12 protein-coding genes are annotated in these 13,602 nt (G+C 48.4%); 2 read left to right on the top strand and 10 right to left on the bottom strand.

All coding sequences use genetic code 11. The features are described from left to right. Positions 1-25: 25 nt before the first annotated feature. From hemN to KOD92_RS10245, 8 genes are all read right to left on the bottom strand, one after another. Positions 26-1,390 carry an oxygen-independent coproporphyrinogen III oxidase gene (gene hemN / locus KOD92_RS10280; protein ID WP_215233522.1) on the bottom strand — a complete coding sequence of 455 codons (1,365 nt, stop codon included), beginning with the start codon at positions 1,388-1,390 and terminating at the stop codon, positions 26-28. A 107-nt stretch (positions 1,391-1,497) separates the two neighbouring features. Beyond that, positions 1,498-2,199 (bottom strand): sulfite exporter TauE/SafE family protein, encoded by a 702-nt coding sequence (locus KOD92_RS10275; RefSeq protein WP_229254615.1) that lies wholly within the window; start codon positions 2,197-2,199, stop codon positions 1,498-1,500. Further along, positions 2,196-2,669, bottom strand: a complete 474-nt coding sequence (locus tag KOD92_RS10270) for a FixH family protein (RefSeq protein WP_229254614.1) — start codon at positions 2,667-2,669, stop codon at positions 2,196-2,198. The genes KOD92_RS10275 and KOD92_RS10270 overlap by 4 nt, the downstream gene beginning before the upstream one ends. Before the next feature lie 12 nt (positions 2,670-2,681). Further along, a complete protein-coding gene (gene ccoG / locus KOD92_RS10265) occupies positions 2,682-4,100 on the bottom strand; it encodes a cytochrome c oxidase accessory protein CcoG (protein ID WP_215233448.1) in 1,419 nt (472 codons plus the stop codon). Positions 4,101-4,173: 73 nt separating this feature from the next. Then, complete coding sequence (locus KOD92_RS10260) at positions 4,174-5,187, bottom strand: cbb3-type cytochrome c oxidase N-terminal domain-containing protein (protein WP_215233447.1); 1,014 nt, start codon at positions 5,185-5,187, stop codon at positions 4,174-4,176. A 223-nt stretch (positions 5,188-5,410) separates the two neighbouring features. Further along, positions 5,411-7,558, bottom strand: coding sequence for a cytochrome-c oxidase, cbb3-type subunit I (ccoN, locus tag KOD92_RS10255; protein WP_215233446.1), 2,148 nt, complete (start codon positions 7,556-7,558; stop codon positions 5,411-5,413). A 48-nt stretch (positions 7,559-7,606) separates the two neighbouring features. Beyond that, positions 7,607-7,762 (bottom strand): cbb3-type cytochrome oxidase assembly protein CcoS, encoded by a 156-nt coding sequence (ccoS, locus tag KOD92_RS10250; RefSeq protein WP_215233445.1) that lies wholly within the window; start codon positions 7,760-7,762, stop codon positions 7,607-7,609. Between the two features lie 65 nt (positions 7,763-7,827). Next, positions 7,828-10,299, bottom strand: a complete 2,472-nt coding sequence (locus KOD92_RS10245; protein ID WP_215233444.1) for a heavy metal translocating P-type ATPase — start codon at positions 10,297-10,299, stop codon at positions 7,828-7,830. A gap of 176 nt (positions 10,300-10,475) precedes the next feature. On the opposite strand from KOD92_RS10245, the gene KOD92_RS10240 reads away from it, so the two are divergent. Together KOD92_RS10240 and KOD92_RS10235 are read left to right on the top strand one after the other, a co-directional pair. Further along, positions 10,476-11,231, top strand: a complete 756-nt coding sequence (locus KOD92_RS10240; protein WP_215233443.1) for an MBL fold metallo-hydrolase — start codon at positions 10,476-10,478, stop codon at positions 11,229-11,231. 65 nt (positions 11,232-11,296) lie between these two features. Then, positions 11,297-12,625: a Gfo/Idh/MocA family protein gene (locus tag KOD92_RS10235; RefSeq protein WP_215233442.1), complete on the top strand. Its 1,329-nt coding sequence runs from the start codon at positions 11,297-11,299 to the stop codon at positions 12,623-12,625. Here KOD92_RS10235 and KOD92_RS10230 read toward each other — a convergent pair. Together KOD92_RS10230 and KOD92_RS10225 are read right to left on the bottom strand one after the other, a co-directional pair. Continuing rightward, the gene (locus tag KOD92_RS10230) at positions 12,622-12,840 is read right to left on the bottom strand and encodes a hypothetical protein (protein ID WP_215233441.1); all 219 of its coding nucleotides are present in this window, start codon (positions 12,838-12,840) and stop codon (positions 12,622-12,624) included. The two genes, KOD92_RS10235 and KOD92_RS10230, sit on opposite strands and share 4 nt — an antisense overlap. A 148-nt stretch (positions 12,841-12,988) precedes the next feature. Further along, a complete protein-coding gene (locus KOD92_RS10225; protein ID WP_215233440.1) occupies positions 12,989-13,585 on the bottom strand; it encodes an OmpH family outer membrane protein in 597 nt (198 codons plus the stop codon). Positions 13,586-13,602: the final 17 nt, after the last annotated feature.

Below are 13,602 nucleotides of genomic sequence, written 5' to 3'. Positions count from 1 at the left end.
TGTGAATGGCGCAAGGAAGCGCCGGTTAAATAGTTTGGCTAAAAAGATTAGTTTGCGGCAGATCTGCCCACAATCTGGCATCGAATGCCATGCATATATTACGGACAAATGCCTTCCCTTTTTCAGTAACGCGGAGAAGAAAAGGTTCTATTTCGATCAGTTCGTCTGCTTCCAGTTCCGATAGTCTGTCCAGCGCCTGGTACACTTCTTCACTCGTTTCGGACGGAGAATGCCAGGAAGTTTCAAAACGCGTCATCAAGTTCAGTATATGTTTGCGGAGGATCAGGTCTTCGCGGCTGAGCAGGTGGCCTTTGGTAATCGGCAGCTCATTCGCGGCGATCCTTTTATAGTAATCCTCCACTTTCTTCTCATTTTGAACATAGCCCCACCAGGAGTCACTGATGGAAGAGGCACCGAGGCCGATCAGCAGCTGCGTGCGGGTGTCGGTGTAGCCCATGAAATTACGATGGAGGCGGCTTTCCTGCTGGGCAATGTAGAGTTCGTCTGTTTCCAATGCAAAATGGTCCATGCCAATATCCTGATAACCTGCGAGTTCCAACGCATTTCTGCCTGTTTCGTAAATTGCCATTTTCTTGTCGGCATCGGGAAGGTCAAGTTCGGTAAAATTGCGCTGGCCGGGTTTGATCCACGGGATGTGGGCGTAGCTGTAAAACGCAATGCGATCCGGTTTAAGCTGGATCACGCGCATCATCGTCTGCATCATCGAGCACAATCTCTGTTCGGGCAGCCCGTAAACAATGTCGTAATTCACAGAAGTATAGCCGATCTCCCGCGCTTTTTCGGTGAGGTGACGGACCTGTTCGTAGGTCTGGTGGCGATTGATCACAGCCAGCACGAGCGGGTTAAAATCCTGGACACCAATACTGATCCGCCTGAAACCTACATTAAATAGCGCGACCAGATGTTCGTCCGTCGTATTTCCGGGATGTGCTTCAAAGCTGAAACTGGCTTTCGGGTGCACGATTGCTTTTTTGAGCAAACCTTCAATTAATCGCGTGAGGTTTTTGGGGCTGAAAAAAGTGGGTGTCCCGCCGCCCAGATGCAGTTCGCGGATCACGGGTGTATTTTCACCAAACACGGAAAAATACATTTCCCACTCTTTCAGAACCGCATCGATATATTTGTTTTCTACCGCGTGATTAATCGTAATCCGTGTATTGCAGCCGCAATAAGTACACAAACTTTCGCAAAAAGGAAGGTGTACATACAAGCTGATACCCTCTGCCAGATTGGAAAATGTAAAGGCGTCGTGAACGAGTTCTTTCCATTTTCCTTCACCGGGAGGCGTTTTTTGCCAGTAAGGTACAGTGGGGTAGCTGGTATATCTGGGGCCGGGGGTATTGTATTTGAATAACAAATCCTTATCCATCGTAGTATTTGAATGTAAATGATCTTCTATCAAAACTAGCCAGGCTGTCATTTTCAAAACATGATGCACGTCATGAAAAAAACATACTTTAATGGGTTGCTGAAATGCTATTTGCAAACGGTAACCGACGTGGCTTTACCTGACTGAGGCTGCGGTAGCTCTGTCAGAAACCCACGGGCGACCAGCCAGATTCCAGCCAGCGCCAGCACGAAAGGAGTGAAATAGTTGATCTTGGATCGGATCGCCGGGGTTATCTTTTGCCGTGCGAAACCCACCGCGAGCATAGCCGGAAATGTGCCCAGTCCGAACAGCAGCATATAAACGCCGCTCCCTGCTATCGAGCCCGTTGCGACCGAGCTCAGCAGCGCCATATATACCATTCCGCAAGGCAGTAATCCATTCAGAAAACCGAGCAATGCGGATTTTTCCAGATCACCGCTTTGCAGTAACAGCGCCATTTTCTTTTTTAAATCACTTACTATTTTTACCCAAAAAACCGGCGGACGAAAGTGGCTATTGAACGAACCAGGCCAGAAAACGTACAAAAGCATTGTGAAACCCACAGCAATTGAAAGGTATTTAAGTAACCCGATCCAGGCTAGCGAAGCGCCGATAGATCCGACGAGCAAGCCCAGCAGAACATACCCGCCTGCCCGACCAAAGTTATAGGTAAGCAACCCCGCCGCCTGCCGCCACCTGCTACCCCTGTGTACGGGCATTGCGAGTGCAATCGGGCCGCACATTCCGATGCAATGCAGGCTGCTCACGAGTCCCATTGTCAAAGCCAGCAGGGGCAGGGCTGTGGTCATTTTTGGGGTTGATTTTTAGTTTGTTCCAATGTCAGCACACCTTCGTTCCAATAGGTTTCCGGGCCGGCTTGCCAGTCAAATTGCAGGATATACCTGCCGGCCGGAGTGTCTTTTAGCGAGATAAGCTGTTCGTTATGAACCGGTTCGAGCTTGAATGTCCGGTCGTTTTGGTTATTGGAAGGACAATATAAATTCAGTTTGCCTGAGATCGAATGGTCTTTAAAACCTTCGGGAAAATGAATGCGGATCTGGTCGCCTGTCAGTTCCCACGACAGGGGCTGCGGCAGTAACAATGCGCGCTTCGTCTTATCGATCTTCTCCTGAAATTTCAGTTCTGCATCGTAATATTTATCAGTAGCCAGGTCGATTTTCTGACTTGCGCTCATCCCTACGAGTACCAGGATCATGATCACAAACCCGAGATAAACCGCCGCAATTCCCGTTCCCCAATTCATTTTCAACTTTTTCATAAACATTTTCAATTAATCCTGTGGTGCCATAAATGTGGTTTCAAAGTCTTCGAGGAATGTATCACCCTGGTAAACAGACATTTTGATCACTGTTTTTCTGTTGGGTAAACTGGTTTTTGGTATCGTGACGAACACCGTTCCCTCCGCCATTCCCGCCGGCTGCATGGTAAGGTCGGGTGAGCCGGCGAAAAGCAACGTACCCTCCGGCGCATTTAGGCGGATCGTCGGTGTGATCGTCCTGTTTGTTTTATTAAATATCTTAAATGTGTATAAGTTGCTGACAGTGTTGTCTTTATTCTCGATATACCGGCTACCGGGCGTGCGCAGAAACGACGTTTGCGTGTCGCTCCTGGTGGCGATCATCCCCACAAGCCCGCCGCATAGCAGCAGCAACACAGCCGCATATCTCCACACCCGCGGACCAAAGGATTTGCCGCTTTTCCGCTCGATCTCATTCTCGGAAGTGTAGCGGATCAGCCCTTTTTTGAAATCAATCTTTTCCATGATCGCGTCGCAGGCATCAATGCAGGCGGTGCAGTTCACGCATTCCATCTGGTTTCCATTCCGGATATCAATGCCAGTCGGGCAAACTGCCACGCACTGGAAACAATCGATGCAATCGCCATTTGTGCGGATTTCATTTTTATGAAGTTTCCCCCGCATTTCGCCCCTTTCGTGGTCGTAGGCGACTGTAATCGTGTTCCTGTCGATCAAAACGCTTTGTAATCTCCCGTACGGACAAACAACTGTACAGGCTTTTTCGCGCAGCCACGCAAAATTGAAATAGAATATTGCGGTAAATGCGACGATCCCCGAAAACAGTGGAATATGGTCTTCCAAAGGTTCATGGACGATCCTGGAAAGTTCATCAACCCCCACAATATAGGCTAGCAGCAAATTGGCGATCACAAAGGAAACAGCGAGGAATATGCTGTATTTCAATGCTTTCTTGAATAGTTTGTCAGCAGTCCAGGGTGCTTTGTCCAGCAGCTTCTGTTTTCCCGCATCCCCTTCAATCGCATATTCGATCTTCCTGAAAACCATCTCCATAAAAACCGTTTGCGGACAAGCCCAGCCGCACCATAACCTGCCAAAAACGACCGTAAACAGCACGATCATCACCATGAAAGTCAGCATCATTACCCCAAAAAGCCAGTAATCCTGCGGCCCGATGAAGAGTCCGAAAATGATGAATTTCCTTTCCAAAACATTCAAAAGCAGGATAGGCTGACCACCGATCTTGACAAATGGGGTAATGAATAAAATGCTAAGCACGACCACAGAAAATACGACGCGTCGGTTATGCCACTTGCCTTTCGGTTTTTGGGGATGAAGTTTGCTGTCGGCTTTTAGCTGTTGGCTGTTAGCTTTTAGCTGTTGGCCTTTGGCTGCCGGTTTTTGACCTTGTGGAATATAATTGGGGATGCTCATGGGGTTTTGAGTTTTGGCTGTTGCCTGTTAGCTAAAACCTAATAGCTGAAACCTAATACCTAATAGCTAACACCTAATAGCTAACGGCCAAATCCGTACTCAACAGCTCGCCTTGCGGCTCTTTTGGGCTGGCGGGTTTGGTGCCTTTTAGAGAAATGACGTAGCTGGCCACCTTTTGAATGTCGGTAGGAGAGAGCTGTTTTTCCCAGGAGATCATCCCTTTTTCAGGAACACCATATTTGATCACTTTGAAAATATTCTGAATACCCGCGCCGTGGAGCCAGTAATCGTCGGTCAGGTTGGGGCCAACTGTACCACCACCGTCGGCGCCGTGGCAGGCTGTGCATTTTTCCTGAAAAATCGTTTTTCCTTGTTCCATTACCGCTGCTTCTGTGAGTAAGGTCACTGAATTTTCGTCCAAACTTGCACCTACTTTGGCCATATAGGCTTTTTTGTCTACTTCCGCCTGCGCGATCTCGTTTTCCAGCTCGGCGAGTTGCAAGTCACCAAATCCACCAAAATAATAGGCTGAATAACCGATCGCAATAATGATCGTAGCAATGAATAGGGATTGCAGCCAGGGCGGCATCCTGTTGTCGAGCTCCTGGATACCGTCGTAATCGTGGCCGTCGATCAGGATCTTCTTTTCATCGCCCAAAGCGACGCCGATACCTCTGAACTTCCGCCACCATTCCGTAAACGAAACGGTTGGTTTGCCATTTTGAACTGAAACCTTCTGCATCAGCGACCACGCATTCACCAGCAGGATCACCAGCTGAATGGAAATGAAAAACAACCCGGCGAGTACGACGTAAAACAGCAGGTCGGTGCCGGTAATAGCCCTCACTTTTTCTGTTTCCTGGGCAAATGCAGACAGCCCCGTGCAGCACAAGAATGTGACCGACAGTATTGTTTTTTTAACAATACCATCATTCAGCGGCAGGCTACGCATTTTGTTAAGCGATTTTTTGTCAATGCTGAACACATAAATCAGCAGCCCAACAAAGAACACAAAGAATATGATCAGCGAGATAAGCGGGAAAATCCCCACACCAGCGATCGTTTCAAGATAAGTCCGGAATTTCATGTTTCAATTTTGAATGATTGAATGATTGAATGATTGAATGAGGGAGGAGGGAGGAGGGAGGAAGGAGGAAAGGGAGGAAGGAGGAAGGAGGAAGGAGGAAGAACTTAAACTTTAAACTAAACATCAAGCCGGAACTACCCCAAACCACTCCGAACAATATCCAACTACACAATCCCCCTTCCTCCCTGCTTGGGCCGCCTTTCCTCCATCCTCCCTTACTCCCTTACTCCCTTCTAATATCCGTCCCCAGTCGCTGCATGTAGGCGATCAATGCGATGATTTCCTTGTTTTCGCTGGTTTTGATACCACTTTGTTTCAGACGTTCCTGGATCTGTTTTGATTGCTGGTGCAGGTTTGCATTTGCCTCGTTTTCAAACCCTTTTGCATAAGGTACACCCAGCTGCTGCATCGCTTCGATCTTCGCTTTGGTGTTGCTGGTATCGAGGTCATTTTCCAGCAGCCAGCCATATCTAGGCATAATAGAACCCGGCGACATGCTGGTAGGGTCTTCCATGTGATTGTAATGCCAGGAATCGGGATACTTGCCGCCGATCCGGTGCAAATCGGGCCCGGTACGTTTGGAGCCCCACTGGTGCGGATAGTCGTAAACGAACTCGCCGGATTTAGAATATTCACCAAACCTTTCAATCTCGGACCGGAACGGACGGATCATCTGCGTGTGACAAACATAGCAGCCTTCGCGGACGTAAATATCCCTTCCCTGCAATTCCAGCGGGGTATAAGGCTTCACGCTGGCGATCGTGGGCACATTGGACTTGATCAGAAACGTAGGTATCATTTCAATCATCCCGCCTATTGCGACGGCGATCAGGGAGAATATTGTCAGTGCCATTGGTTTGCGTTCAAAGATCCGGCGGTGCCAGTATTCGCTTTTCGGCGCGTGCCAGATCGCATTGAGCGGCATGGCTTTGGCAGTTTCAGTTGCAGAAAGATTTCCTTTCAGCGCGGTCATCCACAAGTTGTAGATCATCACGATAAATCCGATGATATATAAGGTGCCGCCCACACTTCTCAGGAAATACAGCGGTGCAAGCTGGGTTACGGTTTCGAGAAAATTAGGGTATTTGAGCAAACCTTCCTGCGTAAATTCCTTCCACATTGCACTCTGTACCCAGCCAGCCCAGTACATCGGAACCGTATAGAAAATGATCCCGAGCGTCCCGATCCAGAAGTGGAAATTGGCGGCTTTCTGAGAATATAACGGTCTGTTGTAAATGCGCGGGAAGAGCCAGTAGAGGATACCAAAAGTCAGAAATCCGTTCCAGCCGAGTGCGCCTACGTGCACGTGCGCCACGATCCAGTCGGTATAATGTGCGATGGCATTTACATTTTTTAAAGAAAGCATCGGGCCTTCGAAAGTAGCCATTCCATAAGCTGTGATCGCTACCACCATGAATTTCAGCACCACATCTTCCCTTACTTTGTCCCACGCACCGCGCAGCGTCATCAGCCCGTTCATCATCCCGCCCCACGAAGGTGCGATGAGCATGATTGAGAAAACGGTTCCGAGCGTTTGTGCCCATTCGGGTAATGATGTGTAAAGTAAATGGTGCGGGCCCGCCCAGATGTACAGGAAGATCAGCGCCCAGAAGTGGACGATCGATAACCGGTACGAATAAATAGGCCGGTTGGCCGCTTTTGGTAAAAAATAATACATCAAACCCAGGTACGGCGTGGTCAGGAAAAAGGCGACCGCATTGTGTCCGTACCACCACTGCACCAGCGCATCCTGCACACCGGCATATACAGAGTAACTTTTAAAAAGTGAGATCGGCAATGCAATACTGTTCACCACGTGCAGCATCGCCACGGTCACGAAAGAGGCGAGGTAGAACCACACTGCCGCGTAAATATGCTCGGTCCGGCGGTTGATCGTGGTCATGATCAGGTTCACCAATGCAGAAACCCACACCACCGCGATCGCGATATCGAAAGGCCATTCAAGTTCAGCGTATTCTTTGGAAGTCGTAATACCCATCGGCAGCGTGATTGCCGCGCCGACGATGATCGCCTGCCAGGCCCAAAAGTGAAAGCGGCTCAGTACCGGGCTCCACATCGGCGTGCGCAAAACCCGGGGCGCGGAATAGTAAAGTCCAGTAAAAAAGCCATTTCCGACAAATGCAAAAATCACTGCATTGGTATGCAGCGGGCGAATGCGGCTGAATGTAAGGAATGGCAGGTCCATATTCAGGTTCGGAAATACGAGCTGAAATGCGGCCAGCAGGCCGACCAGCATACCGACCAGGCCGAAAAGTATAGTAGCAAAGGCGAAGTCACGGACGATCTTGTTGTCGTACTGAAATTCGTCCAGTTCAACTTGGGCCAGGTCCGGATGGGGAACGTTTGACATGATTTGGAAGGAATTGGTAGTAAAATATTGTTCAGTTGGATCGGATAACTAGTTTGTGTCCTCGGGATTATCGTCGAGCAGGATCCGGACTGAGGGCGTGTAATCGTCGTCGAAATGGCCCCTGCGTACCGACCAGATAAATGCCCCCAAAAAGCCCAGGGCGACTATTAAACTGGCAAAAATTAAAAGATATAACGCGCTCATCGGTCAGCTGCTTGGTGTATTAATGGGTCAAAACTACGGGCGTGCCGTTTCGTAAACCCTGACTTTCAAACCTGCGCGTTTATGACATTCGTCACCTTTCGAGTCGCCCTGCCCGCCGCGATATTGCTGGCGGCTGTTGTGAAAGCAACGATGGTAATAGAACTGAGCGGCATCAGGATTGCGGCGATAACGGGCGATAACGCGCCGGTTACCGCAAAGGATAGTCCGGCGATATTATACAGCAGCGAAATCGCAAAGCTCTGTTTGATAATGCGTTGGCCGGATTTTGCGAGCCGGATATAAGCGGGCAGCAGCGACAATTGTACGCCTTCCACGATCGCGTCGCAGGCGGGAGAAAAGTTGTTAATATCGTCTGAAACCGCCAGCCCGACGTTGCTTTGCCGGAGTGCGCCTGCGTCATTCAATCCGTCGCCAACCATTAGTACGTTACCTCCCCAGTTTTGCAGGTCCCTGATAAAATCGAGCTTCTCCTGGGGTTTTTGTTCAAAATAAATAGCACTGGCGTCTCCGAAAATGCCGGTCAGGTATTCCTGGTCGGTTGGTTTATCGCCTGAAAGCAGGAAAGTTTGAATACCTGCCTTTTTCAATGCGACAATCGTTTCGGCCAACTCCGGGCGGTACTTGCTTTTGATCGTAAACTGACCGGTTACCTGCTCATTTATCGACACAAAAACCTCTGAATTACGGTTCACTTCGCCTTCGTCCAATTTAGCCCCGACCCAGCTTGCGGAGCCGATCTTTACTTCGGTTTTTCCCCAGAGTGCGCGCATCCCTTTGCCTGCCACTTCGGTAAAGCCCGTCAACGCTCGGCGGCTTACAGCAATTCCCGGCAAATGCTTGACGATCAGCCGGCTTAGCGGGTGGGAAGACTGTACAGCCAGCGTTTTAATGATCGTCAGTTCATCCATATCTAGGTCGCGGCCGACGTAATCGATCACTGCGTCATCTGACAAAGTAATAGTCCCGGTTTTGTCAAAAACAACCGTGTCAATATGGGATAGCCTTTCAATGGTGTGGGCATTTTTAGGATAAAAACGATTTTTACCAAAAAGACTTAAAAGGTTACCATTTGTAAATGTGGAAGACAGCAACAATGCACACGGACAAGCTACCAAAAGGGTAGTAGTGAATGCGAGAAAGGCAGTTTCAGGGTTGTTTAACACAAAAAACCATACAAGAAAAGTAACGACTGCGATACCGAGCACGGTAAGGGAAAAATAGCGGTTGATCCGGCCGGCCAGCGTCTGGTTCGGGTCATCTTTCTCTTTGCTAAATGCCTCATTGTTCCATAGTTGTGTAAGATAACTTTGCGAAACTCTTTGCAAAACTTCCAGCTCAATAGCTGTTCCTTTCTGCTTGCCGCCGGCGTAAATGGTATCTCCCTTCGTACGTTCCACTGGCTCGGCTTCGCCTGTCACAAAACTGTAATCGATCAATGCTTTTGCACTTTTCAGCACGGCATCGGCGGGTATCAGTTCCTCGTTCCTGACCAGAATTTGGTCACCCTTTTGGAGCTCTGTGATCGGTTTTCTGGTTTCGGTATCCACATTCAAAACAGAAACTGCGACGGGGAAATAGGATTTATAGTCCCGGTCAAATGCAATTCCCGCGTAAGTTTTATCCTGAAAATACCGGCCAATCAGCATAAAAAACACTGCGCCTGCGAAGGAATCAAAATAGCCGGGGTCGGTTTGGAAAATGAACTGGTAGAGGCTGAGCAGAAAAACGCAAAGTAAAGCCAGCGCAATAGGCGCGTCAATGTTCAGGTAACGTCCTTTCAGCGCCGACCAGGCAGATTTGAAAAAATCGGCCGCGCAGTAAAACAGTACCGGCAGGCTCAATGCAAAATTTAATGCACCAAAAAGCAGCCGCAGATCCTGGTCAGTAGTATTTTGACCCAGATTAAAATACTCCGGAAAGCTCAGCATCATAATATTCCCGAATGCAAATCCGGCAATGCCGATCTTGTATATACGTACGCGGTTCCACTTCTGTTTTTGCTTTCCTTCGAGATCGTCGAGGCTAAGGTAAGGCTCGTAACCAATGCGGGTAAGCAGGGTCGCGAGCGCGCTGAGCGGGATCTGACTGGATTCAAATGTGATCCTGACTTTCTTTTCGGGAAAATTTACGACCGAACTTCGCACGGCGGCATTGAGCCGGTACAAATGTTCAAGTAGCCAGATACACGAGCTGCAATGCATTTTGGGCAGGTACCAGTTCACGGCGGTCAATTTTCCATCTGTAAATTCGATCAGTTTTGAAGCCACTTCCGGTAAGTCCAGATAGTCGAATTTTCCATTGAAAAACCCTGGGTCGGGTGAGATACCCTGCGCGCCGTCGATGGTATAGTATCGGCATAAGTCGCTCTCTTTCAATAGGTCGTAAACCAGTACGCAGCCTTCGCAGCAAAAAGTGTGGTTGTCAGTATGTAAAACTTCATCCTTGCAATCCTCGCCGCAGTGGTAGCAAGTGTGTGAAGTCTGGGTATCGTTTTTGGAATATGAAAAGGTACTCATCGTCAGAATCTATTAATCCTTCTCCAAAATTGGGGCAATAGGGAAGGTTAAGAGATGAGCCCGGAGGGTTTCAAAAATGACTTTTATCAGATTTCACCCGATTGCCCGATTAGTTTGATGAAAAAATGCCTAATATCATGTTTCTACGGATTTATCAAAACAAAACAAACTAAGGAATGAAAACAAAACTTACACTTTTACTCCTGCTGGCAGTGACTATCTGCCGGGCGCAACTACCCGCTGCCGATGCGGTGCAAACTTCAAAAGGGCCGTTGAGTATTCAGCCACTTAACCACGCGACGCTTTCAATGACCTGGAATGGAAAGACGATTTACGCGGATCCTTACGGTGGTGCCAAAACGTTTCAGGGAATCGCAGCGCCCGATCTGATCCTGATCACCGACATTCACGGCGACCATTTTGATACGACTACACTGGGAACGCTTGACCTGAGCAAGGCGATTATCGTAGCGCCACAAGCGGTTATTGATAAAATGTCAGAGAAAATGAAAGCAAAAGCCGTGGCCGTAGCGAACGGGCAGACGGTAACAAAACTCGATATTGCTATCACGGGTGTTCCGATGTATAACCTGCCCGAATCGGCCGAATCGCGGCATCCGAAAGGCAGAGGAAATGGATATGTACTCAAATTCGGCGATAAAACGCTGTATATCAGCGGCGATACTTCGGGTATCCCTGAAATGCGCGCACTGAAAAATATCGACGTCGCATTCGTTTGCATGAACCTGCCTTACACGATGGATATCAAGGAAGCTTCTGCGGCTGTGCTGGAATTTAAACCAAAGATCGTTTATCCGTATCACTACCGCGGCCAGAATGGTTTGAGCGATACCGAAGCATTCAAAAAACTAGTGAACGACGGGAGTAAATCGATCGATGTGCGGCTCCGCGACTGGTATTCGGTCAAGTAAAGTGAAGGCATAATAATTGCTTGACACCTGCTCAACTGTTATCACATCAACAAACTGAGAAGGAAATGCAATCGTCTTCATTTTTTGGAATTCAAAATTTAAATAACCTTTCGAGAAAGAATTTTCTGGCTTCGAGCGGCAAAACATTCGCCGTCGCCACGCTAGGCGGACTGATCGGCTCGATGAGATCGGATCGGGCGCAGGCACAAACTCCGGGGAAGCCCGAGGAGGTGCCGAAAGATGTGGAAGAGCCGATCGTGCTCGAAAAGTGGAAATCAGAATATGACCAGCAAAGTGGCCCAACCCCCACACCGCTTCCTCCCGATCGTCGGGTTGGTTATGCGGTAGTCGGTTTGGGCCATTTGTCTTTGGAGGAGATATTGCCTGCGCTCGGTTCCTGCAAAAAGTCAAAGCTGGTTGCGCTGGTCAGTGGCAGTCCCGACAAAATGAAAAAAGTCGCCGCACAATATGGTGTCGCTTCCGCCAACTGTTACAGCTACGAAACTTACGATCAGATCAAGAACAATAAGGAAGTGGACGTGATCTACATTGTGCTGCCGAACAGTATGCACCGGGAGTTCACGGTGCGGGGCGCAGCGGCAGGGAAGCACATCCTGTGTGAAAAGCCGATGGCGAATTCTCAGGCGGAATGCAGGGAAATGATCGATGCCTGCAACAAAGCAAAAGTAAAATTAATGGTGGCTTACCGCATCCAATATCAGCCTCATAATCGAAAACTGCGTGAGCTGGTGCAGAAAAAGGAGTTTGGCGATGTCAAGTTTGTCGATGCACATAACTGTCAAAGCAGCGCAAACCCGGATCATTGGAGACATAAAAAAGCACTCGCTGGCGGCGGCGCATTACCGGATATCGGTTTATATTGTTTGAATACGACGCGCTTTGTATTGGGCGAGGAGCCGGTTGAGGTTTTTGCTTACCAGTATAGTACGCCTGGAAATCCATTGTTCAAGGAAGTGGAAGAAATGGTATCCTGGCAAATGCGTTTCCCTTCGGGTGTCGTCGCGAGCTGCGCAACGCATTATAATGTACATGAAAGCCGTCGCTACCGTGTACTTTGTGAACGTGGCTGGCTGAGTATGGATAAAGCCTATGCTTACAAAGGGCAGGACTTGTCGAGTGCAAAAGCTGACGGGAAAATGGAGCTGCACCAGAATATCGGCTTAGCTGAAAAGAACCAGTTCGCACTGGAAATGGATCATTTCTCCGATTGCATCATCAAAAACAAACGTCCGTTCACGCCGGGTGAAGAAGGTTTGCAAGATCATATGCTCATGGAGGCGATCTACCAATCCGCCAAAGAAGGTAAACCCGTAAAAATCACCGCGCTGGCTGACAACAAAGCACTGCACGGTCCCGAGCCGGTGTTGGATTAGTGCGTTATTTTACCGAATTCAGCATTGATGATCTGCATTACTTCTGCGGCGGAACAATTGTCTATTGTTCCCGCGTGTGATAGTACCTGTTCGATATTTCCGGGAGCTCGAAGATTGACTTTGAGACTTTGCAGAAATGCAAACAGTTGAGATTGCATCAGGTCATTTTCTGAAATCAGGTTGATATCCCGCTGTATTTGCTGTCGTAGATTCATAAAGTGACGGTGTATAGATGTTGAAATGAAGTACTAAATTAATACTTTTTGAACTCGTACAATTTAGCCAACGCACGTTTTACGGGGCTTATTAACCAAAACGGCCTTCTTGATTTTCAAGAAGGCCGTTTCGCGTATCCAGTGGTTTTTATTTTCGTTGCAGTACTTGCGGTAAGCCTGTTTTGCGGGTCGATGCGGCGGCGGCGTTGATGCCCAGGTTTTTCATAATGTCGGAGGTGAGGTTATTGGTGGAATCCTTGGCGTATAAAACTACCGGCCAGATATCGCCTCCATTCGGGTTTAAATCCATTCTGAGCAGGAATGCGTAGCCTTTTTGCCGCCCCGCGAAAATGATCGCTTCGTTCACTTTTTGCTTGATTGGCTCAAACAGGCTGGCGTAATAATTCCGTAGCTCATTCATCGAACTGGCTTCAAAATCTTCGTAGGATTTTTTAAGATTTTCAAGTTCGACCGCCTTGTCACGCAGGATCGCCGCGTCGGCTTTGGATGCGGCCAACTTTTCCAAAGCATCCGATTTCAGCCTGAATTCTTCGTATTTACCTTTCAGGATCTTGTCATATTGCTCTCCTTTTACAACGATTTCCTGGTTCAGCTTTTTGAATTCCGGCATGTTTTCAAGAATATGCTGCTGGTCAAAATAACCAATTTTTTGTTCGCTGGTCTGTGCTAAGGCTCCTGTCAGGCAAAGGAGCAGGCAGACGGAAAGTACAGTTAATGCTCTCATTATTATTGAGTTGATTG

Source organism: Dyadobacter linearis, from assembly GCF_907165045.1.
Classification (GTDB): Bacteria; Bacteroidota; Bacteroidia; order Cytophagales; family Spirosomataceae; genus Dyadobacter; species Dyadobacter linearis.
Note: the sequence above shows the minus strand (reverse complement) of the source record. Positions and strands in the feature narration are given on the sequence as shown.

Excerpts from the sequence above, each read along its gene's own strand:
- KOD92_RS10245 (WP_215233444.1), bottom strand. The coding sequence starts at position 10,299 with ATGAGTACCTTTTCATATTCCAAAAACGATACCCAGACTTCACACACT.
- KOD92_RS10275 (WP_229254615.1), bottom strand. The coding sequence starts at position 2,199 with ATGACCACAGCCCTGCCCCTGCTGGCTTTGACAATGGGACTCGTGAGC.
- ccoN (WP_215233446.1), bottom strand. The coding sequence starts at position 7,558 with ATGTCAAACGTTCCCCATCCGGACCTGGCCCAAGTTGAACTGGACGAA.
- ccoS (WP_215233445.1), bottom strand. The coding sequence starts at position 7,762 with ATGAGCGCGTTATATCTTTTAATTTTTGCCAGTTTAATAGTCGCCCTG.
- KOD92_RS10240 (WP_215233443.1), top strand. The coding sequence starts at position 10,476 with ATGAAAACAAAACTTACACTTTTACTCCTGCTGGCAGTGACTATCTGC.
- KOD92_RS10225 (WP_215233440.1), bottom strand. The coding sequence starts at position 13,585 with ATGAGAGCATTAACTGTACTTTCCGTCTGCCTGCTCCTTTGCCTGACA.
- KOD92_RS10260 (WP_215233447.1), bottom strand. The coding sequence starts at position 5,187 with ATGAAATTCCGGACTTATCTTGAAACGATCGCTGGTGTGGGGATTTTC.
- KOD92_RS10235 (WP_215233442.1), top strand. The coding sequence starts at position 11,297 with ATGCAATCGTCTTCATTTTTTGGAATTCAAAATTTAAATAACCTTTCG.
- KOD92_RS10270 (WP_229254614.1), bottom strand. The coding sequence starts at position 2,669 with ATGAAAAAGTTGAAAATGAATTGGGGAACGGGAATTGCGGCGGTTTAT.
- hemN (WP_215233522.1), bottom strand. The coding sequence starts at position 1,390 with ATGGATAAGGATTTGTTATTCAAATACAATACCCCCGGCCCCAGATAT.
- KOD92_RS10230 (WP_215233441.1), bottom strand. The coding sequence starts at position 12,840 with ATGAATCTACGACAGCAAATACAGCGGGATATCAACCTGATTTCAGAA.
- ccoG (WP_215233448.1), bottom strand. The coding sequence starts at position 4,100 with ATGAGCATCCCCAATTATATTCCACAAGGTCAAAAACCGGCAGCCAAA.